Annotated in this window: 19 protein-coding genes; 12 read left to right on the forward strand and 7 right to left on the reverse strand. The window is 62.8% G+C overall.

The window, feature by feature from the left end; all coding sequences use genetic code 11:
* Positions 1-12: 12 nt before the first annotated feature.
* Positions 13-1683 carry a methyl-accepting chemotaxis protein gene (locus KEM63_RS01570; protein WP_223654316.1) on the reverse strand — a complete coding sequence of 557 codons (1671 nt, stop codon included), beginning with the start codon at positions 1681-1683 and terminating at the stop codon, positions 13-15.
* Between the two features lie 315 nt (positions 1684-1998).
* On the opposite strand from KEM63_RS01570, the gene KEM63_RS01575 reads away from it, so the two are divergent.
* Together KEM63_RS01575 and KEM63_RS01580 are read left to right on the forward strand one after the other, a co-directional pair.
* Positions 1999-3177 (forward strand): acyl-CoA dehydrogenase family protein, encoded by a 1179-nt coding sequence (locus tag KEM63_RS01575; RefSeq protein WP_223654318.1) that lies wholly within the window; start codon positions 1999-2001, stop codon positions 3175-3177.
* Between the two features lie 18 nt (positions 3178-3195).
* Positions 3196-4338 carry an acyl-CoA dehydrogenase family protein gene (locus KEM63_RS01580; RefSeq protein ID WP_223654320.1) on the forward strand — a complete coding sequence of 381 codons (1143 nt, stop codon included), beginning with the start codon at positions 3196-3198 and terminating at the stop codon, positions 4336-4338.
* A gap of 50 nt (positions 4339-4388) precedes the next feature.
* Here KEM63_RS01580 and KEM63_RS01585 read toward each other — a convergent pair whose 3' ends face one another.
* The 3 genes from KEM63_RS01585 to KEM63_RS01595 form a co-directional block, all read right to left on the reverse strand.
* Positions 4389-5165: an outer membrane protein OmpK gene (locus KEM63_RS01585; protein WP_223654322.1), complete on the reverse strand. Its 777-nt coding sequence runs from the start codon at positions 5163-5165 to the stop codon at positions 4389-4391.
* Between the two features lie 86 nt (positions 5166-5251).
* Positions 5252-7813, reverse strand: coding sequence for a bifunctional diguanylate cyclase/phosphodiesterase (locus KEM63_RS01590; protein WP_223654324.1), 2562 nt, complete (start codon positions 7811-7813; stop codon positions 5252-5254).
* A complete protein-coding gene (locus tag KEM63_RS01595) occupies positions 7803-8006 on the reverse strand; it encodes a hypothetical protein (protein WP_223654326.1) in 204 nt (67 codons plus the stop codon). The genes KEM63_RS01590 and KEM63_RS01595 overlap by 11 nt, the downstream gene beginning before the upstream one ends.
* Positions 8007-8022: 16 nt before the next feature.
* Between KEM63_RS01595 and KEM63_RS01600 the strand changes: the two genes are divergently transcribed.
* From KEM63_RS01600 to cydC, 6 genes are all read left to right on the forward strand, one after another.
* The gene (locus tag KEM63_RS01600; protein ID WP_223654334.1) at positions 8023-8382 is read left to right on the forward strand and encodes a CidA/LrgA family protein; all 360 of its coding nucleotides are present in this window, start codon (positions 8023-8025) and stop codon (positions 8380-8382) included.
* The gene (locus tag KEM63_RS01605) at positions 8379-9107 is read left to right on the forward strand and encodes an LrgB family protein (RefSeq protein ID WP_223654336.1); all 729 of its coding nucleotides are present in this window, start codon (positions 8379-8381) and stop codon (positions 9105-9107) included. Before KEM63_RS01600 ends, KEM63_RS01605 begins: the two co-directional genes overlap by 4 nt.
* Before the next feature lie 137 nt (positions 9108-9244).
* Positions 9245-10657, forward strand: coding sequence for a cytochrome ubiquinol oxidase subunit I (locus KEM63_RS01610; RefSeq protein WP_223654338.1), 1413 nt, complete (start codon positions 9245-9247; stop codon positions 10655-10657).
* A gap of 1 nt (position 10658) precedes the next feature.
* On the forward strand, positions 10659-11663 hold the full coding sequence (gene cydB, locus KEM63_RS01615; protein ID WP_223654340.1) for a cytochrome d ubiquinol oxidase subunit II: 1005 nt from the start codon (positions 10659-10661) through the stop codon (positions 11661-11663).
* Positions 11644-13338, forward strand: coding sequence for a thiol reductant ABC exporter subunit CydD (gene cydD, locus KEM63_RS01620; protein ID WP_223654342.1), 1695 nt, complete (start codon positions 11644-11646; stop codon positions 13336-13338). Before cydB ends, cydD begins: the two co-directional genes overlap by 20 nt.
* Positions 13331-14992, forward strand: a complete 1662-nt coding sequence (gene cydC, locus KEM63_RS01625; protein WP_223654344.1) for a thiol reductant ABC exporter subunit CydC — start codon at positions 13331-13333, stop codon at positions 14990-14992. Before cydD ends, cydC begins: the two co-directional genes overlap by 8 nt.
* Positions 14993-15000: 8 nt before the next feature.
* Here the strand turns inward: cydC and KEM63_RS01630 are convergent, their stop codons facing one another.
* The 3 genes from KEM63_RS01630 to KEM63_RS01640 all read right to left on the reverse strand — a co-directional run bounded on the left by KEM63_RS01630 (position 15001) and on the right by KEM63_RS01640 (position 22501).
* Positions 15001-18273: a carboxyl transferase domain-containing protein gene (locus KEM63_RS01630; RefSeq protein WP_223654346.1), complete on the reverse strand. Its 3273-nt coding sequence runs from the start codon at positions 18271-18273 to the stop codon at positions 15001-15003.
* A gap of 3 nt (positions 18274-18276) precedes the next feature.
* Positions 18277-19971: an AMP-binding protein gene (locus KEM63_RS01635; protein ID WP_223654348.1), complete on the reverse strand. Its 1695-nt coding sequence runs from the start codon at positions 19969-19971 to the stop codon at positions 18277-18279.
* Between the two features lie 133 nt (positions 19972-20104).
* Positions 20105-22501 (reverse strand): penicillin-binding protein 1A, encoded by a 2397-nt coding sequence (locus tag KEM63_RS01640; protein ID WP_223654350.1) that lies wholly within the window; start codon positions 22499-22501, stop codon positions 20105-20107.
* Between the two features lie 184 nt (positions 22502-22685).
* Here KEM63_RS01640 and KEM63_RS01645 point away from each other — a divergent pair, with 184 nt between their 5' ends.
* From KEM63_RS01645 to KEM63_RS01660, 4 genes are read left to right on the forward strand one after another with little or no spacing between them, the layout of a single operon-like run.
* Entirely contained in the window at positions 22686-23750 is a 1065-nt protein-coding gene (locus KEM63_RS01645) for a pilus assembly protein PilM (RefSeq protein WP_223654352.1), read from the forward strand.
* Positions 23750-24328 carry a PilN domain-containing protein gene (locus KEM63_RS01650; RefSeq protein ID WP_223654354.1) on the forward strand — a complete coding sequence of 193 codons (579 nt, stop codon included), beginning with the start codon at positions 23750-23752 and terminating at the stop codon, positions 24326-24328. The genes KEM63_RS01645 and KEM63_RS01650 overlap by 1 nt, the downstream gene beginning before the upstream one ends.
* The gene (locus KEM63_RS01655; protein WP_223654356.1) at positions 24325-24948 is read left to right on the forward strand and encodes a type IV pilus inner membrane component PilO; all 624 of its coding nucleotides are present in this window, start codon (positions 24325-24327) and stop codon (positions 24946-24948) included. Before KEM63_RS01650 ends, KEM63_RS01655 begins: the two co-directional genes overlap by 4 nt.
* A 2-nt stretch (positions 24949-24950) precedes the next feature.
* The gene (locus tag KEM63_RS01660; protein WP_223654358.1) at positions 24951-25475 is read left to right on the forward strand and encodes a pilus assembly protein PilP; all 525 of its coding nucleotides are present in this window, start codon (positions 24951-24953) and stop codon (positions 25473-25475) included.
* The last annotated feature ends 30 nt before the right edge of the window (positions 25476-25505 follow it).

Here is a 25505-nt window from a genome sequence, read left to right on the forward strand (position 1 = left end):
GCCGGGGGTGGGTTAGCGCATGTGTCGCAGGCTTCGCTCGCTGCTGTCACCGAGTTGGAAGAACCGCACCTTGGCACTCAGCTGATCGGCCAGCGCAGCCAGTTCGTGACTGGAGGCTGCCACCTGATCCGAGCCGGCGGAGGTCTGCATGGTGGCGTCGTGGATGCGGGTGATGTTCTGGTTCACTTCCTCGGCCACGGCACTCTGCTGCTCCGAGGCGCTGGCAATCTGCGCATTCATGTCGTTGATCTCGCCGACTTCGTGGCGAATCTTGCCCAGCGCCGCTTCGGCGCGGGTGGTCTGTTCCACCGTGGTACGCGCCAGGTCGCGGCTGGTCTGCATGACAGCGGCGGCCTTGCTGGCTCCGGTCTGCAGGCGCCCGATCATTTCCTGAATCTCTCGCGTCGACTGCTGGGTGCGGGCGGCAAGCGCGCGCACCTCATCGGCGACCACCGCAAAGCCGCGCCCCTGCTCACCGGCCCGCGCGGCTTCGATGGCGGCGTTGAGGGCGAGCAGGTTGGTCTGCTCGGCGATGGCGTTGATGACCTCCGTGATCTTTTCGATGTCGCCACTGTCGCGCGATACCTGCTGCACGGTCTCTGCCGCTTCTTCCAGCGTGGCCGCCAGGTGCTGAATCGCGCCTGAAGCTTCCTTCACCTTAAGATTGCCGTTCTCGACCTCGCCTTCGGCATTTCGGGTAGCACGCGCCGCGCTGGCAGCATAACTGGCGACTTCATTGACGGTAGCTGCCATCTCGTTGATCGCTGTGGCCATCTGCTGGGCTTCTGCACTCTGCAGGCGAATCTGCCGGTTATTGCTGTCGGAGGTGCCCAGCAGCTGGCCGGACGACTGGGTCAGGGCCTCCGCTGCCTGGGAGACGTCCCTCATGGTGTCGCGCAGTCGGGACTGCGTCAGCTTGAGTGTCCCCATGACGCTGTCGGGGTAGTCGGTGTCAATGCGCTGGTTGAGACGGCCTGCTGCGAGCCCCTTGATCGCTTCGGCGACTTCATGCGGTTCCGCGCCCAGGGTCGCTCGAATACTGCGGATGATCAGCACTGATACGAAGATGCTCAGGATCAACGCAACCCCGGTGGCGACGAGTGTCAGCATGCGGAAACCGCTGGCCGTTTCGCGCACTAGGCCGATGTCGCGAACGATCTGCGCTTCCTGATAATCGATGAAAACGTTGATCCGTTTAAGCCATTCGCTATAGGCGGGCGAGACGTCGGCCAGAAGGAACATGCGGGCCGCCTCCCGGTCGCCGCTTTCACGCAGTGCAATCAGCTCACGGGTCATCGGCATGGTCGTCGCTTCGATGTCCTTGATGTCGTTCAGTAGACGACGCTCGTCGGCATTGCCGCTGGCGGCGATGAGCGCATCCATGCCGCTGGCTGACTCCTGGTAGAAGCGATCCAGCCTGTCGTTTTCGCGCAGATGTGCGGAGAGCTTGAGCGGGTCGTTGACCAGTACTGCGTCGCGGATGGCGATCGCCCGGTCGTGTACCGAGCCGCGGAAGTTGATGGCGAAACGCTGTTTCGCCGTGGCGCCCTCGCTGACGTCTGTAAGTGTCCGGTCGATGAACCCGACCCGCTGTATGCCGATGCCGCTCAGCACGAGCATCAGCGAAAGTACCAGACCGAACCCCAGTCCCAGACGCTGTGCAGTAGTCATTGCAGAAAACATGGCAGGCTCCTCGCCTTGATTGATAGCCTAATGATAGCACTAAGTTGTACAAGATAAACAAGTCGTACAAATATTAGCGATCTTCGGCCGCCACCTCGTATCGGCCGCAATTGCAGGACCTTTAGATCAAAAGCGGTGATGGCGTGGATCAGAGCGGAAAATCTTCTTGGCTGGTTGTTGCGTCTGCGTACATGTTCTGTACAAGATAGGCGCATACACTTGATCAATAGACCTGCATTTCGCCGGTCAAACCCGGTTCGCCGGCTACGCTTTACGGGTATTGTTGGCGTAGCCCATCAACTGAAGGAGGTTCCCGTGAGCGATCTTGAGACGTTCCGCCTGGAGACACGCGCCTGGCTGGAAGAAAACTGTCCGCAGAGCATGCGTGCGCCGATGACCAGCGACGAGGATTCCTGCTGGGGTGGGCGCAAGTTCTCGTTCAAGAGCGACGACCAGCGGCTCTGGCTGGAGCGCATGGCCGAACGCGGCTGGACCGCTCCGGACTGGCCCCAGGAGTACGGTGGCGGAGGACTGTCGCAGGCCGAGCACAAGGTGCTGCGCGAGGAGCTGGCACGTATCCGGGCGCGCCCGGCACTGTCCAGCTTCGGCGTATGGATGATCGGGCCGGCGATCCTCAAGTTCGGCTCCGAGGAACTGAAGCGTCAGCATCTCCCGCCTATCGTACGCGGCGAGATTCGCTGGTGTCAGGGCTATAGCGAGCCCGGTGCAGGTTCGGACCTGGCAGGCCTGCAGACCCGCGCCGAAGACCAGGGCGACCACTTCATCGTCAATGGTCAGAAGATCTGGACGTCCTATGCCGACAAGGCAGACTGGATGTTCTGCCTGGTGCGAACCAATACCGAAGCCAAGAAGCAGCTGGGCATCAGCCTGGTGCTGTTCGACATGACCACGCCGGGTGTCAGCACTCGCCCGATCAAGCTGATTTCCGGCAGCTCGCCGTTCTGCGAAACCTTCCTGGATAACGTCAAGGTCGAAAAAAGCCAGGTGGTCGGGGAGATCAACGCCGGCTGGACCATCGCCAAGTACCTGTTGACCCACGAGCGGGAAATGATCGGCGGCATGGGTCGTACCGCAGCCGGTCAGAAAACCCTGGCGCAACAGGCCGTGGACGCCGTCGGCCTGGAAGATGGTCGCCTTGCCGATGGCCTGCTGCGAGCCGAAGTGGCCCGCTGGGATCTGGATGCGCGGGCGTTCGAGCTGACCGCCGAGCGGGTGCTCGACGAGGCCAAGGCCGGACAGGGCGTGGGGCATGCATCAGCGATGCTCAAGTATTACGGCACCGAGCTGAACAAGCGTCGTCAGGAGCTGCTGGTCGCCCTGCGCGGCAGCGAGGCGCTGGTCTGGGAAGGCGAGGCATCGCGCGAAGGCATCATTCCGCGCACCTGGCTGCGGTCCAAAGGCAACTCGATCGAGGGCGGTACCTCCGAGGTGCAGCTCAACGTCATTGCCCGCAACATTCTCGGGCTTCAATAACGGATCGGGGGACGCAACATGGCAGCTTTGGTACTCAATGAAGAACAGCAGATGCTCAAGGATGCGGCCAAGCGCTTTCTCGCCGAAAGCGCGCCGGTCAGCCAGCTACGGGCATTGCGTGACAATCGCGACGAGACCGGTTTCTCCCGCGAGCTGTGGCAGAAGATGGTCGAGATGGGCTTCGTCGGCACCCTGATTCCGGAAGAGTTCGGTGGCTCGGCCTTCGGTTTCGCGGGTATGGGGCAGGTGTTCGAGCAGGCTGGGCGCAATCTCACCGCCTCACCTCTGCTGTCCACTGCCGTGGTCGGTGCATCGCTGGTGCAGTTGGCCGGCTCGGACGCGCAGCGCCAGTCGTTGCTGCCTGCCATCGCCGAGGGCTCGCTGCTGCTGGCGCTGGCTGTCGACGAAAAGCCGCGCCATGCGCCGGGGCAGATGAAGACGGTGGCGCAGGAACGCGACGGCGGTTTTGTGCTGACAGGCAGCAAGACGTTCGTCGTCGATGGTCACGTCGCCGACAAGTTGATCGTCGCCGCGCGTACTCATGTCGCAGACGGTCCTGATCAGGGCATCTCGCTGTTCCTGGTGGACCCGAATGCCGATGGGGTGAAGGTAGAGCGCACCATCATGGTCGACAGTCGCAACGCCGCCAACGTATCGCTGGACCACGTCAAGCTGCCTGCCGATGCGCTGCTCGGCGAGCTCGATCAGGGTGGCATCGCGCTGGACAAGGTGCTCGACATTGCCAACGCACAGCTCGCGGCCGAGCTGCTGGGCATTTCGATGGAAGCGTTCGAGCGCACCGTGACCTACATGCAGGAGCGCAAGCAGTTCGGAGTCATCATTGGCTCGTTCCAGGCGCTCCAGCATCGGGCGGCGCACATGTTCAGCGAGCTGGAGCTGGTCAAGTCAGTGGTGCTCAAGGCGCTGGTCGCGCTGGACGAGCATGATCCGGAGGCGTCGGCGCTGGTGAGTCTGGCCAAGGCCAAGGCATCGGAGGTAGCGGAACTGGTGACCAATGAAGCCATTCAGTTGCACGGCGGCATGGGCATGACCGACGAGTTCGATGTGGGGCTGTTCATCAAGCGCGCGCGCTCGGTTCAGGCGCTGTACGGCGACTACCGTTATCACGCTGACCGCTTCGCCCGCCTGCGCGGCTACTGATCGCTGGTGTCGGATGCAGCGGCGGCATCGGCCGCCGCTGCAGTCGTCGGTCAGAAGTGATACTTGGCCAGCAGGCTGATGGCGCTCTGGTTGGTGTCCAGGCCGAAGTCGCCGTTGTTCACGCCGTACTTGTTCTTCCAGTAGTCGTATTCCACACCGGTGTAGAACTGCTTTGCCTTCCAGCCCAGGGCCTTGCCCATGTCGTACTTGATCTGCGGATTGACGTGCAGGTTGGCGTGGTAGTCGTCACCGTCGTTGTCAACGACCCAGTCGATGAACCCGTCGATCAGTACATCTGAACGGCCTGCCGGGAAGGTGTAGCCCCAGACCGGTGTGATCTGCCAGACGCCGCGCCCGCCGTCCGACTGATCGGCCCGACGGTAGTAGGTATTGAGCTGGAAATAATCGAAACCGGGAATGTTCAGATCAAGCGCCGGGCCGAGCAGATAGTTGTTCAGATCGCCGCGTCCGAACTCGTAGGTCGCTGCCAGCAGCACATCCCGCACAAGGCCGTCGTCGCTGATACTGTCAGTCAGTTTGCCGAACGACAGACGTGGAGACAGCTCACCGTAGAAGGTATCGCGATAGCCGAAGCCGTTTTCTGCGCCCTGGTAGTGAATGGCATCGACGAAGAGAAACAGATCGCCTGCATTCCAGCCGCTGACATGTTCGAAGGTCAGCGTCTGCTGGGTGTTCGGGTCCAGCTGGAAGTCGGTCCCGTACAGATAGGTGAGGCTGTTGTTCTGCCACTGCAGAGGGTAGGCGACGGCCGAGGCGCTGAAAGCAAGACCAAGGGCGCTCAGGGCAGTTACGGTCATTCTGGTCATTCGGGAAGTGCTCCGGTGGGCTGGTTCGAATAGCGGAGCGAATCTTAAAGCAAACCCGTACAACTTCCAGTGCTTTTATGCGCGTATTACTCGTCCGCCTCGATCTGGTCCGGCGCGGCTGTATTGGGTCTGCGCATGTCCCAGAGCAGCCGAGTCATGGTGTCGGCATCCAGAGGATGACTCCAGTAGAAGCCTTGCATGTAGCGGCAACCCTGCGCGCGCAAGGTCCGTAGCTGCGATTCGGTTTCCACACCTTCGGCCATGGCCTGCAGGCCCAGGTTGTGCGCCAGCGTAATCATGCTGCTGACGATGATCTGGTTCTCCGGATCCTGTTCCAGTCCTTCGATAAACGAGCGGTCGATCTTGATGACACTGGCGCGGAAGCGCTTGAGGTAGGCCAGCGAGGAATAGCCGGTGCCGAAATCGCCGATCGCGATGCGCACGCCCAGTGTACTCAGCTGCTGCAGCTGGCTGGCGGCAGCGGTCGGGTCTTCCATGGCGATGCCTTCGGTCAGCTCCAGCTGCAGGTAGCCGGGCGCCACCTGCCAAGTCCGCAAACTGTTGCGGATGTGCTTGACCAGATCGCCACGACGAAACTGCATCATGGACAGGTTGATGGCTATCGGAGGGGGCTCCACGCCATCGTCTATCCAGTGGCGCAGCTGCGCCAGCGTCTGGTTCAGCACCCAGTCGCCGAGCGCCAGCATCTGACCGCTGGCTTCGGCAATCGGGATGAACTCGGCCGGGCCGAGCTCGCCGAGCTCGGGATGGTTCCATCTCAGCAAGGCTTCCATGCCGACGATCGTGTGATTCTCCATGTCCCACTGCGGCTGATATTCGAGCGCCAGTTCGAGGTTGTCGATGGCCGTGCGCAAGGCACTTTCCAGCGACAGAATCCGCGACATGCGCGTCTGGATCTCGCCGGTGAAAAACCGGTAGGTGTTGCGCCCCTGCTGCTTGGCCAGGTGCATGGCCGCGTCCGCGCGGCGGGTCAGCTCGTCGAAGTCCAGACCGTCCTCGGGGTAGATGGCGATGCCGATCGACGCGGAGGGGCTGACCACACGATCGACCACATTCACCGGGCGCACAATGGTCTGCAACAGTCGTTCAGCAACGTGGGCTGCAGCGACACCGTCCAGCCCGGGCAGTGCCAGCACGAATTCATCACCGCCCGGACGCGACAGCGTGTCTTCCTCGCGCAACTGGCCGCGCAGGCGTTCGGCAATCGCGATCAGCATTTCGTCGCCAGCCTGATGGCCGAGGGTGTCGTTGATGTTCTTGAAGTGGTCCAGGTCGATCGACATCAACGCTACCGGCGCCGCGTTGCGTTCGCTGATGCCCAGCGCCAGGTCGACCCGCTGATGGAACAGCTTGCGGTTGGGCAGCCCGGTCAGGCTGTCGAATTGCGCCAGGCGCAGGATTTCCGATTCCTGTTGCTTGCTCTTGGTGACGTCACGGGCGACGACGACGAAGCTGTCATCCCCGTCCGTGTGCTTGGGCGCAGCGGATATCTGGAACCAGAACGTGTGCCCCTTGATGACGAAGCGAAAAGGTTCGCTTTGCGCATGGCCCTGAACCTTGGCCAGGGCGAAGGTGCGCTGGCATAGGGGGATCGCTTCCGGGGGAAGCAGTGGCCCGATCAGGCGGCCTTTCAGCGGGCTCGAACTCAACGCCATCAGCTCGTTCCCCGGTGCGTGGAATTCGGTCACCCGCCCTTCGTGGTCGATCTCCATGACCACATCCGGGAGGGCATCGAATATTGCCTGCAGGCGCTTCTGCGAGCGTTCGATCATCTCGTACGGCTGTTCGATGCTCTCGACGAAAATCGCCCGTACGAGGAACCCGTAGGCGACGATCTTGAACAGGTGTCCGAGCGCTACCAGGTGGTGGCTCGAGGTCTCGTACGAGGTGAAGCACAGTTGTGTCAGCGCCATCGCGCCGGCAGCGCCGAACAGGGCCGCGCCGTTGAACGGCAGGGGCCGACGCATCGCCTGCCAAAGCGCCAGCATGGCGATGCAGTTGGCTACGGCCAATGCATACTCGAAGCGAATCTTGCCGGGTGTCAGGCCGATCCCCGGAACATGCATGGAGGGGAGCAGTTCGGGGAAACGCAGGGCCAGCAGATGGAACAGGGCCACCGGCAACAGGACCGCCAGCAACACGGAAAAGCGTCTGGCACCGATGTGCGCGACACGCCAGGGTGTCAACGCCACCCAGAGCATGGCGATCGCGGCGAGGGCGCGCGCGGCAAGCCAGAACTGGATGGCCTTGTCGGTCCCGGCAGGCGTGAAGAAGGTCGGCATGCCAGAGAAGGAGAGCATGTGACTGAAGTCGAGTACCGCCACACCCAGGAACAGGCAGGACAAGACCAGCAGGCTGCGCGAGGACTGGCGTCGATGACTGCTCCAGCCGATCGCGAACACCATGCTCGCCATGATGATGGCGATTGTCTCGAACACCATGTGTACCGCCGGCGAGCCCGCCAGCGAGGCGGCTGTGGCTCGAAGGCCTTCGGGAAGTGCAACGAAGCGAGCGACCAGAAACACCGCAGCCATCGCAGCGAGCACCCGCGATACGGATCGCAGGCGGTCTCGATGGCTGGCATGGCGGCGACGAATCGGCGACAGGCTGCTGGGTTCAGGTTGCATCGGCTACAAGTCCTTGGGCTTCGCCGGCCCGAGTCGGGCGAAGCGTGTTCATGACTCGCAGCATATCGCCATCAGCGGCCGATTGCATGGGCTTGTCAGTCTGACCATCGAATGAGCAGTCTTCGAGCGATGCGCCATTGGTGGCATGGTCACGCTGGGCTGCCGGCCTCATAATGCCGATCTTCGTCGCCATACGGTAGATTCCTTTCATGTTGTTGCGCGGCTTGACTTGGCTGATCCTGTTCCAGCTGTTGGGCACTGGCTTGAACCAGATGTTCCTTGCCTTTCTGCCCGGCCCCATCATCGGTATGGCGCTGCTGCTGGTTTTCCTGAGTGTGCGCGGCCGTGTCGGCGAGCCGATCGATGCTGCGGCGAGCGGCCTGCTCAAATATCTGCCGCTGATCCTGGTGCCTCCGGCTGTCGGCGTGATGATGTACGGCGCCGAGATTGCCGAGGACGCCTGGGCCATTCTGGGCAGCCTGATCGTTTCGTTCGTGCTGACGCTGCCGCTCTGCGGCTGGCTGATGCAGCGCCTGATCCGCCGACAGCAGCAGAGGTCGCGGCCATGACCGAGATGCTGCAGTCCGGCTGGCAGGCGATTGCCGCGCATCCTCTGTTCTTCGTGGGGCTGACGCTGGCGGCCTATCAGGTCAGCCTGGTGGTCTACGAGCGGACCCGGTTGCCGCTGCTGCACCCGGTGCTGGGCTCGGTGGCCATCCTGGTGTTCACGCTGTGGTGTCTCGATGTTCCGTTCCCCCTGTACCGCGACGCGGTCGGTCCGCTGCTGATTCTGCTTGGTCCGGCGACTGTGGCGCTGGCGGTGCCGCTGTATCTCAACCTGCGGCGTATCAGACAGTTTTTCTGGCCGATCCTGATCACCCTCATGGTTGGCGGAGTCTTTGCCACGCTCAGCGTGATCGCCCTCGGCTGGCTGCTCGGCGCCACCCCAGCGGTTCTGATGACCCTTGCACCGAAGTCGGTCACCACGCCGATCGCCATGCTGGTAGCCGAGCAGTTGGGCGGTATCGCTGCCCTGGCTGCAGTATTTGTCATGTTCACCGGTGTGCTGGGTGCGATCATCGGCCCGTGGCTGCTGTCGCGATGTGGTGTATCGCATCCGGCGGCACGCGGCATGGCCATGGGGCTCGCCGCTCACGCTGTGGGAACGGCGCGCTCGCTGGAAGAGAGCGAGGAGGCCGGTGCTTTCGCAGCGCTGGCGATGAGTCTGATGGGCATGGCCACGGCGCTGCTGCTGCCCCTGGCGATGGCGGGCTGGTACTGGCTCGCGCGCTGACGCGCCGCTGCGGCAGAGTGCCGCGCAGACGGAACATCGCACCAAGGGGGGGTGTCTCAGTCAGGAGCCGCGCCAAACGGCCATGATCCCGCGCGAGCGGCATGAACCTCGCCAGCCCCCAGCCAGGAGTGCCTTGAATGGATTTGGATCCGTTACTGCTGTCACGCTTCCAGTTCGCCTTCGTGGTCTCGTTCCACGCGATCTTCCCGGTGTTCACGATCGGCCTGGCTTCGTACATCGCGTTCCTTGAAACGCTGTCTTTCAAGACTGGCAATGCCGCCTGGGAACAGCTATCCAAATTCTGGGTTCAGGTCTTCGCCGTGGTGTTCGCCATGGGCGTGGTCTCCGGCATCGTGATGTCGTTCCAGTTCGGCACCAACTGGAGCAACTTCTCCTATTCCGCCGCCAATTTCATAGGGCCCGTGCTCAGCTACGAGGTGGTCACAGCATTCTTTCTCGAGGCGGGCTTCCTTGGAGTGCTGCTGTTTGGGCGCAACCGCGTCCCCAAGGGTATGCACCTCTTTTCTGCTTACATGGTGGCCATCGGCACCTTCGTATCGGCATTCTGGATCCTCGCCACCAACAGCTGGCTGCACACCCCGGACGGTACCGAGCTTCGCGATGGCATCTTCCATGTCACCTCGTGGATCGATTCGATCTTCAATCCCTCGTTCCCTTACCGTTTTGCCCACATGGCGATTGCCTCATTCCTCACCGGCTCGTTCGTCGTGGCAGGCGTCAGCGCCTGGTACCTGCTCAACGGTCGCGAGGTCGAAGCCAATCGCAAGGCGTTGTCGATGTGTCTCTGGGTCATCCTGATTCTGGCACCGACCCAGGCAGTGGTTGGCGACCTGCACGGCCTGAACACCTTCGAACATCAACCGATGAAGGTTGCAGCCATGGAGGCCAACTGGGAAACCCAGGACAAGGTGCCGCTGCTGCTGTTCGCTCTGCCGGATCGAGAGTTGCAGGGCAACCGTTTCGAAATCGGCATTCCCAAGCTCGGCAGCCTGATCCTCACGCACCAGTGGGATGGCGAGGTGCCGGGCCTGAGAGAAGTCGCACCGGAAGACCAGCCGCCGGTCTGGATCGTTTTCTACGCGTTTCGCACCATGGTGCTCATGGGTTTCCTGATGATCGGTTTCGGACTCGCCGGCCTGTGGTTGCGCAGGCGGGGGCGCTTCTGGCAGACGCGCTGGTTCCTGCAGGGACTGCGATTCATGAGCGTGACGCCGTTTATTGCCGTGCTCGCCGGCTGGGTGGTGACCGAGGTCGGCCGAGCACCCTGGCTGGTGTACGGGCTCGTGCGTCACGAGGAGGGGCTCACGCCTTCGCTCACCGGTGAAATGGCGCTGTTCACGCTGATCGGCTACATCGCCGTGTATGCGGCGATCTTCGGCGCGGGGCTGTACTACCTGTTCGGCGTCCTGCAGGCCGGGATCTATGTGGAGGACGAGCGGCTGTCCGATCACGCGGATCAGGCCGAGCGTCCCATGCGTCCACTCTCGGCGGCGCATGTGCGCTTCGAGCACGATCAGAAGGAGCACTGAGATGGAAAACTTCGATCTGTCGATGATCTGGGCGGTGATCATTTCCTTCGCAGTGATCATGTATGTGCTGATGGACGGCTTCGATCTGGGCGTCGGCATTCTGTTTCCCTTCGCCCCCGACGAAGACGCCCGCGACGTCATGATGAACTCCGTCGCGCCCATCTGGGATGGCAACGAGACGTGGCTGGTGCTGGGCGGGGTAGGGTTGCTGGCAGCGTTCCCGCTGGTCTATTCCATTCTGCTGCCCGCCTTGTACATCGGTGTCTTTCTTATGCTCGCCGGCCTGATCTTTCGCGGCGTCGCCTTCGAATTCCGCTTCAAGGCCCGTTCATCCCGCTATCTCTGGAACTGGGCCTTCTTCGGCGGCTCCTTGCTTGCGTCCTTCTCCCAGGGGATTGTGGTCGGCACCTATATCCAGGGCTACGAGACCGAAGGGCTGGTCTATTCCGGAGGCCCCTTCGACTGGCTCACGCCCTTCACCGTGGTGACCGGCATCGGTCTGGTAGCCGGCTATGCACTGCTGGGCTGCACCTGGATCATTCTCAAGAGCGAGGGCTATATCCAGCAGTGGGCATATCGGCTGGCACCGTGGCTGTTGCTTGCCGTGCTGCTGGTTTTCGTGGTGATCAGCTTCTGGACGCCCCTGGTCGACCCGGCTGCCTACGAACGCTGGTTCGCCGATGTCCGCTGGATATGGATCTTCCCGATCCTGGCAGGACTGAGTGCGGTGAAGATCCTGGTATCGGTGTTTCGCCGAAGCCAGGTCTGGCCGTTCATTGCCACCATGAGCATGTTTGCCTCGACCTATTTCGCCCTGCTGTGGACCCGCTGGCCTTACGTCATCCCGCCGAACTTCACCTTATGGGATGCGGCTTCCGCGCCCGAATCGCAGTTGTTTCTGCTGATCGGCGTGCTCTTCGTCATCCCCATCATCCTGATGTATACCGGCTGGGCGTACTGGGTGTTCCGCGGCAAGGTCCGGGTGGGTGAAGGCTATCACCACTGACGGCCAGCGCCGCGCCCGTGCGCGGCAGTGGCTGCAGCGACATCAGCGCCCGGTGCGCCTCTGGTTGCTCGCCTCGCTGGGCGCCGCGCTGCTCAATGTGCTGTCAATCATCGTTCAACTCGGCCTGATGGCCTGGTTGATTCACCATGTACTCATCGAACGCATCGAGGTCCCCACGCTGACCGTGTCTGCTCTGGCGCTGCTTTGCGCCATTGTGCTTCGCGCGCTGAGCCAGGCCGTGTACGAGTATTGCGGACAGCGCGCCAGCGCGGCCATCAGGCAGCAGGTACGGGCCGACCTGCTGGCGAACTGGGCACTGGCCGGACCGATTCATCTGGCCGGCCGCTCCAGCGCGACGCTGGCCAATCAGTGGCTGGAGCAGGTGCAGGCGCTGGATGGCTACTACGCCCGCTTCGTTGCCCAGCAATGGCTGGCTGTGCTGGGTCCGCTGCTGATTGGGGCGGTTGTGCTCTGGCAGGATTGGGTGGCCGCAGGGTTTCTGTTTCTCGCCGGCCCGCTGATCCCTTTGTTCATGGCGCTGGTAGGCATGAGTGCCGAGCGGCTCAATCAGCAGCATGTTCTTGAAGCGGGCAGGCTCGCCGGACACTTTCTCGATCGCGTGCGCAGCCTTACCACCTTGCAGCTGTTCGGCCAGGTCCCCGCCACGGTCGAGGGGGTGCGCGCGGCCGCTGATCGGTATCGGCAGATCAATATGCGAACGCTGCGAGTGGCCTTTCTGTCCTCGGCGGTGCTGGAATTCTTCGCCTCCGCAGCGATCGCCGTGGTGGCCATGTACATCGGCTTTGGTCTGCTGGGCTATATCGACTTCGGACCGGCCGATGAGCTGACGCTATTCTCCGGCCTGTTCATCCTGCTGCTGGCGCCGGAATTCTTCCAGCCGCTGAGAACGCTGGCGCAGCATTATCACGACCGCGCTGCGGCGTTGGGTGCGGCGGATGCCTTTGCGAGTTTCGAGGCGCAGCTTCCCAACCGGCCAGCGCCAGTCGGCTCGACATCGGTAACGCCCGCTTCCGCCGAGTCGGTGCGCGTCGATGGGCTGGATCTGAGCTATCCCGGCCGGGGCAGAATACTGCAGGGCGTCGAGCTGCATGTTCAGCGCGGTGAGGTGGTAGCCCTGGTGGGGCCATCCGGCTCGGGCAAGTCGAGTCTGCTGCATTGTCTGGCCGGCTTTCTGATGCCGGACACGGGCTCTGTGGCTGTGTTCGGCAGCCCTGCCGGGACGCGGCCGGTCGCCTGGCTGGACCAGCGGCCATTGCTGATTCAGGGGAGTTGGGCAGACAATCTGCGCTTCTGCGCCCCCCAGGCCCAGCCGCAAGCCATGCGTGCAGCGCTCGAAGCGGCCGGGCTGGGTGACCTGCTTCAGGCGCAGGCGGAGGGACTCGACGCGCCCCTCGGCGAAGGCGGCCGTGGGCTCTCGGGCGGTCAGGCGCGGCGCCTGGCACTCGCCCGGGCCTGGCTGATCGACTCCGACCTGGTCCTGCTCGACGAGCCCACCGCCGGGCTGGACGAGTCCAGCCAGCAACCGGTCATCGAAGCGATCGTCCGTCTCGCTGCCAGCGGCCGGACTGTCATCGTCGCTACGCACCACCCGGCCATGATGCGCCTGGCGGACCGCTGTTTGCGTCTGGAACAGGGGCGTCTGCTCCATGCATGAGCTCCGGCCCTGGGTACGCCTTGTCATGGCCCGGCGGGCAAGGCTGCTGCTCGGTGGCTTGCTGATGGCACTGACCATCGCCGGAGGCATCGGGCTGCTGGCGCTTTCCGGCTGGTTCATCACGGCAACAGGTGTGACGGCGCTTCTCTGGGCCAGCGGGACGCGGATGCCTTTCGATGTGTACATTCCGGGCGGCGGCATCCGTGCCTTCGCCCTGACCCGCACGCTCTCGCGCTATGCCGAACGTCTGTACAACCACGACACCGTGCTGCGCTTGCTGGCTGACTTGCGCACGGCGCATTTCCGGGCGATGAGCGGGCTCGACGCGGCCACGCTGTCGCGCTGGCGTTCGGCGCAATGGCTCAACCGCCTGACGGCGGATATCGATGCTCTGGACAATCTCTATCTGCGTTTGCTGGCACCGCCAGCAGTGGCTCTGCTCGGGATTGGTGTCGTCACGGCGCTGATCGCCGTATTCCACCCCGCCCTGGCGTTGGTCGCCGGTATGGTCCTGGTTGCCGTGCTGGTGCTGGTTACCATCGGTGCGGCTGTGTGGACGAGACAGCTGAGCAGCGCGCAGATAGCGCGCCAGGATGTCCTGCGCAGCAAGGCCGTCGAACATGTGCAAGGGATGGCCGAACTGCTCGCTGCGGGCGCACTGCTGGGCCACCGTAACGGTCTGCTGCGCATCAGCACTGCGGCCATTGCCGAGGAGCAGACGCTGCGCGGCCGTTCGGCGCTGATTCAGGCGCTGTCGACGCTGATCATGCAGTGCCTGGCTGCGACCATATTGATCGGCGCCCTGCTGGCCTACCGCGACGGAATGCTAAACGGGCCGGTAGCCGTGATGCTGACGCTGGCGCTGATGGGGTTGAGCGAGGCATTGGGTGGATTGCCGGCAGCGTTCACAATGTTTGGCGCCACCCATCGCGCGGCGCAGCGGCTCAATGACCAGCAGCGCTCCCGTTCCCGTCTTGGCGAGGCGCCCGACGCGGTTAAGCCGCCGCGCGGCGCCATCGACCTGGTGTTTGCCGATGTCGCGGTCGAGCATGCAGGAATCAACGGACTGAACCTGCGCATCGAGCCGGGCGAGCGGCTCGCGATCATCGGTCCATCGGGGTGTGGCAAGTCGACCCTTGCTGATCTGGCGGCACGCCTGATCGACCCGGACAGCGGCGTGGTGTCTTCGCAGGGCACGATGCTGCGCGAAATGGCTGTGGACGGCTGGCGTGAGAAACTCGGATACCTTACCCAACGCACCGATCTTATTCAGGACAGCATCGCTGCCAACCTGCGAATCGCCCGGCCCGATGCCAGTTTCGAGCAGCTGTGGTCAGTGCTGGAAATGGTCGAACTGGCCGACGCCGTCGAGGGCTTTTCCGATGGCATTCTGACCTGGACAGGCGAGTCCGGGCGTCAGCTATCGGGCGGCGAAGCACGGCGGCTGGCGCTGGCGCGAGTGCTGCTCAAGGATCCGCTGCTGGTGATTCTCGATGAGCCGTTCAGCGGGCTCGACGAGGCGACCGCGGCGCGGGTGCGCAACCACCTCGAGCCCTGGCTGCGTGGGCGAACGGTGCTGATGTTCGCCCACGCAGCCGAGGCATTGCCGCAGGCCGACCGGCTGGTCCGCTGGGAAGAGCTGACCGGCCGGTAATGTTGGCCCTACCAGGTATCGACGAACGGACGCAGGCCGCGCTGCAGTGACTCCGGCGGCGCCGAACTGAGTCCGCGCAGCAGCCAGTCACGGGTCTCGATCGGATCGATCACCGCGTCTATCTCCAGAAAGCTGGCCATGCTCAGCCCCTTGCCGCGCTGATACAACTCGGCAACCAGCTTCTCGAACAGCTGCTGGCGCTCACCCTCGTCTGCGATCGCTGCCAGCTCCTTGGAGTAACCCAGGCGCACCGCACCTTCCAGACCCATCGCACCGAATTCGCTGCTCGGCCAGCCGATGGTGAACATCGGCGCGTGGAAACTGCCGGCGGCCATCGCCTGCGCGCCGAGTCCATAGCCCTTGCGCAGCACCACCGTGAAGAACGGGATCTTCAGACTGGCAGCGGTCACGAACATGCGCGATACATGGCGGACCGTCGCCTGGCGCTCCGAATCCGGGCCGACCATGAAGCCGGGCGTATCGCACAGCGAGACCATCGGCAAGCCGTGCGCCTGGCACAGCTGCATGAAGCGCGCGGCCTTGTCACCGGCCACGGCATCGATGGCGCCGCCCAGGTGCATGGGGTTGTTGGCGATCAGGCCGAACGCCTTGCCATTGATGCGCACCAGCGCGGTGATCAGCCCCGGCGCGAACTGACGACGGAGTTCCAACACCGAGCCGGTGTCAGCCAGGGTCTCGATGACCTGCCGAATGTCGTAGACGCGCAGGCGGTTTTCCGGAATCAGATGGCGCAGGCGACGCTGGTCTGCGCACTCACCGCCGGGCAGGTCGCCCTGGAAATAGGAAAGATACTGCCTGGCTACCCGAGTGGCTTCGGCCTCGTCGGCGACCACCACATCGACCACGCCATTGGGCCCATGCATGCTGGTCGGGCCGACCTCTTCGGGCGTGAAGCGGCCCAACCCGCCGCCTTCGATCATCGCCGGTCCGGCCATGCCGATGGTGGCGTTTTCAGTGGCGATGATGACGTCACAGCACCCCAGCAGGGCGGCGTTGCCGGCAAAGCAGCGGCCCGAGGCCACGCCCACCAGCGGAACCTGGCCGCTGAGCCGGGCCATGCGCATGAAGGTGGTGCAGTCGAGTCCGGCTACGCCGACCTTGTCGATATCGCCCGGCCGCCCGCCGCCGCCTTCGGTGAAGAACACCAACGGCAGGCGCCACTGCTCGGCCAGCTCCAGCATGCGGTCGGTCTTCTTGTGGTTCATCACCCCCTGGGTGCCGGCAAATACCGTGTAGTCGTAACTCATGGCCATACAGCGCGCGGCTTCGGCGCCGAACTGCTCGGCATTGACCGTGCCGATGCCGGTGATGAGTCCGTCAGCCGGGCTCATCTTCAGCAGCTCCTCATGGCTGCGGCGCGTGCGCTGGGCGGCCAGAGCGAAGCCGCCGTACTCCATGAAGCTGCCGTCATCCAGCAGGTCGGCAAGGTTTTCCCGAGCGGTGCGCTGGCCGGTCTTGCGGCGCTTGGCGACCGCGTCGGGGCGGCGCTCGTCGGTCAGGTCGGCGCGGCGCTGAAGTAGTTCATCCAGGTCGGCGCGGATGTGGTCGAGATCAACGCTCTCTTCGCTCTGTACTTCTCCGGCGGCCACCTCGGCGGGCTCGACGAAGGCCAGCGGGCTTCCTTCAAACAGGCTCGCGCCCGGCTCGACCGGCAAAGCTCGGATGATCCCGCCCTGTTCGGCCTTGACCACGAACTCCATTTTCATCGATTCCAGCACGGCGATCGGCTGACCGGGCGCGACGGAATCGCCTTCGCTTACCGACAGACTAACCAGAACGCCCTGTACCGGCGCGGCAAGCGTTACGGTGCCGGGCGGCGCATCGATCTGGTGCCGAGTTGCCGCAGGGTCGGCTGATCCGCTGAAGAACAGATCCTGATGCGCTGCGTCAGCTACCAGGGACGAGGCATGCGTCTCGATAAAGCGTGTACTGACCTGGTTGGCCTGAACCGACGGGTGCTGCACCAGATTGCGCAGGAAGGCCAGGTTGCTCGCAACGCCTTCCAGACGGAATTCGCACAGTGCGCGGTAAGCCCGGCGCAACACGCCGGAAAAATCGGCATCGGCATGCACGATCAGCTTGGCCAGCAGAGAGTCGAAGCTGGGGCTGGTGGTGTAGCCGCTGTAGCCATACCCGTCGACCCGGATGCCCGGGCCGCTCGGTGGTTCGTACACCGCCAGCGTGCCACCGGAGGGCTTGGTACAGGCATCGGCGGCCATGGTTTCGAGGTTGACACGGAGCTGGATGGCGTAGCCACGCGGCGCAGGAATATGCTGCTGCTCCAGATTCAGGTCGGCCAGGGTTGCGCCCCCGGCCAGACGCAGCTGGATCTGCACCAGATCCAGTCCCGTCACCGCTTCGGTCACCGTGTGCTCGACCTGAATGCGCGGGTTGGCTTCCATGAACACGAATTGATGGGTGTCGTCGTCAACCAGAAACTCGAAGGTTCCCAGCCCGCGATACCCGGCGGAGCCGGCCAGTTGCAGCGCGGCGTCGAGCAGTCGCTGACGAAGCTCGGTACTCAACGTTGGGCTCGGCGCAATCTCCAGCACTTTCTGATTGCGGCGCTGTAGCGTGCATTCGCGCTCCCAGACGTGAGCGACAGAATCGCCATCGCCGATGATCTGAACTTCGATGTGCCGGGCATTCTCGATCAGCCGCTCGACATAGAGCTCACCGGAACCAAAGGCTGATCGCGCCTCCGAGCTGCAGCGTGCATAGGCCTCGTCCAGCTCGACTGGGTCGTGGACAGCGCGCATGCCGCGACCGCCGCCACCGGCCAGCGCCTTGAGCATGACGGGCCTGCCGCCGTGATCCTGCATGAAGCGACGCGCTTCTTCCAGGCTGGTAGCCTGGTTGGTTCCCAGGCCCAGCGGTACGCCGGTTTCGCTCGCCAGCTGCCGGGCGCGCGACTTGTCACCGAACAGGTCGAGCACCTCGGGCGATGGGCCGACAAAGGTGATGCCGGCGTCGGCACAGCGACGCGCCAGCTCGCTGCTTTCGCTGAGAAAGCCATAACCGGGATGCAGGGCGTCGCAGCGATGCTCGCGCGCTACCGCGATGAGTTGGTCCATGTCCAGATAGGCGGCGGCGCCCCGCCCGCTCAAGGCCTGAGCGGCGTCCGCCTTGCGCACGTGGAGCGATTGAGCGTCGTCTTCGGCGAAGACCGCCAGGGTGGGAATGTCCAGTTCCGCGGCGGCGCGGGCGATGCGGATGGCGATCTCGCCACGGTTGGCGATCAGCAAGCGTTCAAATGGCATGGGTTAGTTGATCCATTCCTGCAGGTCCTGTTTCTTGACTTTCCCGGTGGCGGTCATCGGCAGCGACTCGACCAGCCTGACGTCGGGTACCTTGTAGACCGCCATCGACTGACGGCACCATTCGATCAGCGCTTCGGCTGTCAGCCCGCTGAGCGGCTTGGCGACGACAAAGGCAACCGGGGCTTGCCCGCGCTTCTCGTCGTCGCGGCCGATCACCGCCGAAGCGAGTATGTCCGGGTGCTGGCCGAGCATCGCCTCCAGTTCGCTGGGGAATACGCTCATGCCGTTGACCTTGAGCATCTCCTTGCGCCGGCCCAGATAGCGGATATGACCGGTCTCGGTAATTACGCCGCTGTCGCCGGTGTGCAGCCAGCCGTCGCGCAGCGCCTCGGCGCTGGCTTCGGGCTTTTTCCAGTAGCCCTTGAGCAGCGAAGGCGAGCGCACACACAGCTCGCCTTCTTCGCCGAGCGGCAGCAACTCGCCGGTGCCGAAGGCACAGACCTTGAACTCGGTGCCAGGTACTGGCAGGCCGACGAAGGTCGGTGCGGATTTGAGGTCGAAGTTGTCGTCCTGCATGCCTGCAGTGAAGGTGTCGCAGGTATGCGTCTCGGTCATCCCGAAGCTGGTTTCGAACAGCGTGCAGCCGGTCAGTTCGCGCCAGCGGCGGCGGTATTCCGGGGTGAGCTTCTTGATGAACGACACGCAGCTGGTGATCTGCAGCGAGCTGAGGTCATAGTCGCCGACGCGTGGATGGTCGAGCACCTCCGAGGCGCTGTCGACCAGCAGCCCGGTATGGCTGACCCGATAATGCTGCACCGCAGCCATGAAGGCTTCGGCGTCCCAGCGTGCCAGCAGTACCAGCGTGGTGCCGCTGAAGACAGGGTAAAGCAGGCCGGCGTTCTCGCCAGCGATCCAGAACTCCGGCATGAAATTCAGGCTGACCCGGTCCGGATCCATGCCCAGCGCGACAGGCAGAAAGCTGGCGCAGGTGTAGAGCATGTCGCCGTGAGTATGGATACAGCCCTTGGGCAGTCCGGTCGTACCGCCGGTGTAGTTGAGGGCGGCGGTATCATCCAGCCCGAGGCGTGGAAGATCCTGCGCAGCTGTCGTACTGGCCAGTGCAGGAAGCAGGTCGATGCTGTCGGTGAGATCCAGCTTGGGCGCACGCAGCAGGTCCGGCACAGGAATCGGTGGACTGGCGGAGCACAGCTCGGACAGGCTGGTGCTGATGACGACCTTCAGTTCGGTCTGGTCGCGTATCTCGCGCACCACTGGCAGCAGCTGATCGAAACAGACAATCGCGGTCGCGCCGCTGTCCTCGAGCTGATAGGCAAGCTCCATCCCCTTGGCCATCGGGCTGACCGGGGCATGGATGGCGCCCGCCTTGAGGATGCCGTAAAAGGCGATGTGCAGCTGGGGGCAGTTGGGCATGAATACCGCGACACGGTCGCCGGGCGCTACGCCGAGGGAATACAGCAGCGCGGCGCAGCGATCGCTGAGCTCGTCGAGCTCGGCATAACTCGTGCGGTGACCGTAGTACTCGATGGCAGCCCGCTCGGGCGTCTGCTGCGCCCAGTGGCGGAGGTACTCGGTCAGCGGCCTTTCACCCAGGGGATACTGCGGCTCGGTTGGCTTGCCTGTCGGCCATGCCTGCCGCTGAAGCGTCTTGAGGGTGTTGAGATAGTCTCGCTCGAGCATGGCTGCTTGCCTCTTGTTCTTGTCTGTCGCGTCAGCTTAGGGACAGACCGTTCAGGAGTGAAGCGCGTTGAGCCTGAGCGCGGGTCTCATCGACCCGCTGAATTGCCGCCGATAATCATCGGCGGACGTGCGATCAGAACAGCTCCAGAGGCGTTTCGGCATCGTCGGCGCTATAGCCGTTGTCGTCGAGCTCGCTGAATGGTGGCGGGGCGTCTTCTTCCTTGAATACTTCGAAATATCCGGCAGACGAGCCGGGTCGCGCCGCTCGGCCTGTCGTCGGGTCGATGCGCACGCTGACCAGCCCATCAGGCATCGACTGGCTGTGCTCCGGCCGACCTTCCAGCGCGCCGTCCATGAAGCGCATCCAGATCGGCAGAGCCGTGGTCCCGCCATACTCACGCTTGCCGAGCGTGGCTGGCTGGTCGAAGCCGACCCAGACGGTAACGACCAGGTCGGCGTTGTAACCGGAAAACCAGCCATCCTTCTGATCATTGGTCGTCCCGGTCTTGCCGGCCAGATCGTCCCGCTCGAGCTGGCGAGCACGCACGGCGGTTCCGCGGGTGATGACATCCTTGAGCATGCTGGTCAGCTGGTATGTGGTCCGCGGATCGAGTACGCGTTCGGCCACCGTCACGTCCTCTTCCAGCGGCGCGAGGACCTTGTCGCGGTACTCTGCCAGGCGCTCCTCGAAGTGATCCTGTGCGCTTTCCGCAATCGGCGGCTGGGCCAGGAACACGACCTGACGGAAGCGGTCCTCGACCCGATCGATCACGTACGGGCGCACGGCGAACCCGCCGTTGGCGATGACGCTGTAGCCCTGGGCTATCTGCAAGGGAGTCAGCTCGGAGGTGCCGAGCGAGGCCGACAGGTTGCGCGGAAGCTCCTCGCGCCGAAAGCCGAAACGCTGGATGTAATCGAGCGAACGGTCCACGCCCATGTCCTGCATCAGGCGGATCGACACCAGATTGCGCGAGCGATACAGCGCTTCGCGCAGACGAATCGGACCCAGGAAGTCGCCGCCGGAATTACGTGGGCGCCATTCGGTGTCCTGAAACTCATCCACGTAAACCAGCGGTGCATCGTTGACCAGGCTCGCCGGGGTGTAGCCATTGTCCAGGGCAGCGGCGTACAGGAACGGCTTGAAGCTTGAGCCGGGTTGCCGTCTGGCCTGGGTGACGCGGTTGTACTTGCTCTGCACGAAGGAGAAACCACCGGTCAATGCCTGGATGCTGCCGTCCAGCGGAGACAGGGCGACCAGCGCGCTCTGCGCCTGAGGCAGCTGCGCAAGCCGGTAGGTGTCATCCTGAACCCGGGTGACTCGCACCACGTCGCCCACTGCCAGCACATCGTCGGGTGCGCCGGGCGCAGGTCCGAGACTGTCCACACCCAGTTGCGGTCGTGCCCATTTCATCTGCTCCCACGGGATGACCGCTTCGCCGCCATTGCGCAAAATGATGTCGACGCTGTCGCTGTCGATCGCGCGGACCATGGCTGGCGCGAGCCCGCCGAGGTAGGCGTAGTCGCGTAGCAGCCGGGGATATTCCTCCACCGGCGCGTCGGGATGACGGGCTTCCGGGCCGCGGTAGCCATGCCGGCGGTCGTACTCCAGCAACCCCTCGCGTAATGCACGGTTGGCCTGTTCCTGCAGTTCGCTGTCGATCGTGGTGTAGACATGATAGCCATCGATGTAGGCAGCATCGCCGTACCGCTCGATCATCTCCAGGCGCGCCATCTCTGCAACATAGGGCGCCTCCACATCCGGGTCAGCCCCGTGGTTGCGGGCTATGTTTGGTGTGGCTATCGCTTCTTCGTAGGCAGCCTGTTCGATATAACCGAGGCTGAGCATCCGCTGCAGAATCCAGTCACGCCGGATCTGCGCGCGCTCCGGGTTGGCGATGGGGTTGAAACGGGAAGGAGCCTTGGGCAGCCCCGCGATCATCGCCAGGTCTGCCAACGGCAGCTCGGATATGCTCTTGCCGTAGTACACCTGCGCTGCTGCTTCGATACCGTAGGCACGGTTGCCCAGATAGATCTTGTTGACGTAGAGCTCGAAGATTTCCTGTTTCGACAGGTTGCGCTCGATCTGCAGCGCCAGAAGTATCTCGTTGATCTTGCGGGAAAACACCCGGTCGCTGGTGAGGAAGTAGTTCTTCGCCACCTGCATGGTGATGGTGCTACCGCCTGTCTGAATCTGACCGGTCGTGATGAGCTCGCCAACGGCCCGGGCGAGGCTCGCCGGGTCGACGCCATGATGGTTGAGGAAGTTGTCATCTTCCGCAGCCAGAAGTGCCAGTATAAAGTTATTCGGCACACGGTCGAAACTGATGGGGAAGCGACGCATTTCGCCAAATTCAGCGATCAATTTGTGATCTGTGCTGTATATCCGTAACGGCGTTTGCAGTTGCACGTTGCGAAGTGTATCAACATCCGGTAAAGCAGGGCTAAGATAGAGCGCTACCCCGCTCAGGCCCAGTATCGGAGCGCTAGCCAGAGCCAGAAGCGACCACAGAATAAATTTGACGAAACGCATGAGGGAGAAGGATTTCCCTGATAAATGAGATGGTTAGCTTGAGGCTAGGGTGAGAACGGGTTAACAGTCTGCATTATAAGCGCATTTTTTTCCATTTCGCCATTTGCGCTTGCACAGCGACTGTTATTTAATGTAGGAAAACATAAACCGTCCGTAAGTGTCGGTCGCTGATAGGAAATTGGCTGTGCTAGGGCTCATAAAGAAGAAGTCGAATGCGCTTCTGGGTATCGACATCAGCTCCACGACCGTGAAGCTGCTGGAACTCAGTCGCTCGGGTAACCGCTACAAGGTTGAAGCCTACGCGGTTGAACCTCTGCCACCCAGCGCGGTGGTCGAGAAAAACATTGTCGAGCTCGAAGGGGTCGGCCAGGCGCTGGAAAAGGTCCTGGCACGCTCGCGAACCTCGCTCAAACAGGCCGCCGTCGCGGTGGCCGGCTCCGCGGTGATCACCAAGATCATCGAGATGGATGCCGGTCTCGACGATGCCGAGATGGAAGAGCAGATCAAGCTCGAGGCCGACCAGTACATTCCCTACCCACTCGACGAGGTCGCCATCGACTTCGAGGTGCAGGGTCCGTCACCGCGCAATCCTGAACGTGTCGAAGTCCTGCTGGCAGCCTGCCGCCGGGAGAACGTCGACATCCGTGAGGCCGCGCTGGCGCTGGCCGGGCTCGATGTGAAAATCGTCGAGGTCGAGGCGTACGCCATGGAGCGCGCCTGTGAGCTTGTCGTCGGACAGCTCGACGGTGGCGATCAGGCACCGACCATCGCGGTGATCGACATCGGCGCGACGATGATGACGCTCAGTGTCCTGAGCAAGGGTCGCATCATCTATACCCGCGAGCAGCTGTTCGGTGGCAAGCAGCTAACCGACGAGATTCAGCGCCGCTACGGTCTTTCGCAGGAAGAGGCGGGTCTGGCCAAGAAGCAGGGCGGTCTGCCTGACGACTACGAAAGCGAAGTCCTCAGCCCGTTCAAGGACGCGGTCGTGCAGCAGGTCTCACGCTCGCTGCAGTTCTTCTTTGCCGGTGGCCAGTACAACGACGTCGACTACATCCTCCTCGCTGGCGGCACAGCGTCGATTCCGGGTCTGGATCAGCTGGTTCAGCAGAAGCTCGGTACCACGACGCTGGTCGCCAACCCCTTCGCGAACATGACCCTGTCCAGCAAGGTGAACGCGGTAGCGCTCAGCAATGACGCGCCGGCGCTGATGATCGCCTGCGGTCTGGCAATGAGGAGTTTCGACTAATGGCTCGCATTAACCTGTTGCCCTGGCGCGAGCAGCTCAGGGAAGAGCGCAAGAAAGAGTTTCTGACTGTCCTGGTTCTCATCGTGCTGTTTGCCGGCGCGCTGATCTTCCTCGGCGACCGGATTCTCAGCGGTCGCATCGACCACCAGAACGCCCGCAACGAGTTCCTGCAGAAGGAAATCAACGTACTCGAGGCGCGCATCAAGGAGATTGAGCAGCTGCAGGCGCGGCGTACCCAACTGCTGGACCGGGTGAAGATCATCGAGGACTTGCAGGGTAACCGGCCGATCATCGTTCGGGTCTTCGACGAGATGGCCAGAACCCTGGCTGACGGTGTGCATTTCACCTCCGTCGAGATGAAAGGGCCGACCATCAATATCAAGGGAGCCGCAGAGTCCAACAACCGCGTATCCAATTTGATGCGCCAGATGGACGCTTCCGAATGGCTGACTGCGCCGAACCTGACTGCGGTTCGTGCTGTGACCCAGGGCGGCGTCGATCAGGCGAACGTGTTCGAATTGTCCGTGCGCCAGACTGAACCCGGCGCACGTGCCGCTGAGGGAGAGCAGCAGCAATGAGTTTCGCTCAATCCATGGAAAGCCTGAAGAAGGTCGATATCAACGACCTGGACTTCAACAATATAGGTGCCTGGCCCGGCGCGCTGAAAGTCATCGTTGCGGCTCTGGTGTTCATCGTCCTGATCGGGCTCGGTTACCAGTTCCATCTCAAGGACCTTCGTGCATCGCTTGAGCGTAGTGAGGCTCAAGAGGTGCAATTGCGGAATGACTTTACTGAAAAGTCTTTCCGCGCGGCGAACCTTGATGCGTACAAGGAACAACTCGCCGATATCGAGGAGCGTTTCGGTGAGCTTCTCAAGCAATTGCCCAGCGACACGGAAGTCCCGGGTCTTCTGGATGACATCACCGACCTTGGTCTGAAGAGCGGGCTGGAGTTCGAATCGATCACGCTACAGCCAGAGGTTGCTCAGCCGTTCTACATAGAATTGCCGATCAGCATCGTGGTCCAGGGCTCATATCACGACATCGCAACGTTCATTAGCGGCGTGGCGGGCCAGTCGCGCATCGTCACTTTACATGATTTCAACCTCGCTCCTCTGGAGGAGAGTGACTCCGACCTGCTCAAAATGAGCATCACAGCCAAGACCTATCGCTATAACGAGGCGGGGACGGAGCAATGATCATGATCAAGCGTAATCTGTTCGCCGCCGCTGCGCTGTCTTCGTTGCTGACCGGGTGCGGCAATAGTGACTTCCAGGACCTGCAGGTCTTCATGGACGAAACCCGGGCGCGGCCTTCCGGCGAGATCGAACCTACGCCGCGTTTTCCGCCCTACGAGGCATTTACCTACAGCGCGACGTCCCTGCGCAGTCCGTTTCAACCTCCGGTAAGGCTCGACCTGACCAAGCGCGAGCGCGGTTCCCAGGACATCAAGCCGGACGAAAACCGCACCAGGCAGTTCCTCGAAGGCTTCAATATCGAAGGCTTCGAAATGGTAGGCACGCTTAGCAATCAGGGTGGCATGCAGGCGCTGGTACGTGGCGCAGGCAGTGTGCATCGAGTCAGTATTGGCGACTATCTCGGCCGTAACCACGGTCGCATCACCGGTATCGAGGAAGGGCGAATCGAAGTGGTGGAAATAGTCCCAGACGGGGAAGGTGGTTGGTTGGAGCGCCCGCGGACACTCAGCTTGCCTGAGCGCGGATAGGACAACCAGGGAGAGATAAAATGAACTGTA

The sequence above is a fragment of the Halopseudomonas nanhaiensis genome (assembly GCF_020025155.1).
Lineage (GTDB): Bacteria > Pseudomonadota > Gammaproteobacteria > Pseudomonadales > Pseudomonadaceae > Halopseudomonas > Halopseudomonas nanhaiensis.

Bases quoted from the DNA above. Each gene is read 5' to 3' on its own strand.
- KEM63_RS01600 (WP_223654334.1), top strand. From the start codon at position 8,023: ATGTTGTTGCGCGGCTTGACTTGGCTGATCCTGTTCCAGCTGTTGGGC.
- KEM63_RS01585 (WP_223654322.1), bottom strand. From the start codon at position 5,165: ATGACCAGAATGACCGTAACTGCCCTGAGCGCCCTTGGTCTTGCTTTC.
- KEM63_RS01605 (WP_223654336.1), top strand. From the start codon at position 8,379: ATGACCGAGATGCTGCAGTCCGGCTGGCAGGCGATTGCCGCGCATCCT.
- KEM63_RS01580 (WP_223654320.1), top strand. From the start codon at position 3,196: ATGGCAGCTTTGGTACTCAATGAAGAACAGCAGATGCTCAAGGATGCG.
- cydB (WP_223654340.1), top strand. From the start codon at position 10,659: ATGGAAAACTTCGATCTGTCGATGATCTGGGCGGTGATCATTTCCTTC.
- KEM63_RS01660 (WP_223654358.1), top strand. From the start codon at position 24,951: ATGATCAAGCGTAATCTGTTCGCCGCCGCTGCGCTGTCTTCGTTGCTG.
- KEM63_RS01610 (WP_223654338.1), top strand. From the start codon at position 9,245: ATGGATTTGGATCCGTTACTGCTGTCACGCTTCCAGTTCGCCTTCGTG.
- KEM63_RS01640 (WP_223654350.1), bottom strand. From the start codon at position 22,501: ATGCGTTTCGTCAAATTTATTCTGTGGTCGCTTCTGGCTCTGGCTAGC.
- KEM63_RS01590 (WP_223654324.1), bottom strand. From the start codon at position 7,813: ATGCAACCTGAACCCAGCAGCCTGTCGCCGATTCGTCGCCGCCATGCC.
- cydC (WP_223654344.1), top strand. From the start codon at position 13,331: ATGCATGAGCTCCGGCCCTGGGTACGCCTTGTCATGGCCCGGCGGGCA.
- KEM63_RS01635 (WP_223654348.1), bottom strand. From the start codon at position 19,971: ATGCTCGAGCGAGACTATCTCAACACCCTCAAGACGCTTCAGCGGCAG.
- KEM63_RS01630 (WP_223654346.1), bottom strand. From the start codon at position 18,273: ATGCCATTTGAACGCTTGCTGATCGCCAACCGTGGCGAGATCGCCATC.
- KEM63_RS01570 (WP_223654316.1), bottom strand. From the start codon at position 1,683: ATGTTTTCTGCAATGACTACTGCACAGCGTCTGGGACTGGGGTTCGGT.
- KEM63_RS01595 (WP_223654326.1), bottom strand. From the start codon at position 8,006: ATGGCGACGAAGATCGGCATTATGAGGCCGGCAGCCCAGCGTGACCAT.
- KEM63_RS01650 (WP_223654354.1), top strand. From the start codon at position 23,750: ATGGCTCGCATTAACCTGTTGCCCTGGCGCGAGCAGCTCAGGGAAGAG.
- KEM63_RS01655 (WP_223654356.1), top strand. From the start codon at position 24,325: ATGAGTTTCGCTCAATCCATGGAAAGCCTGAAGAAGGTCGATATCAAC.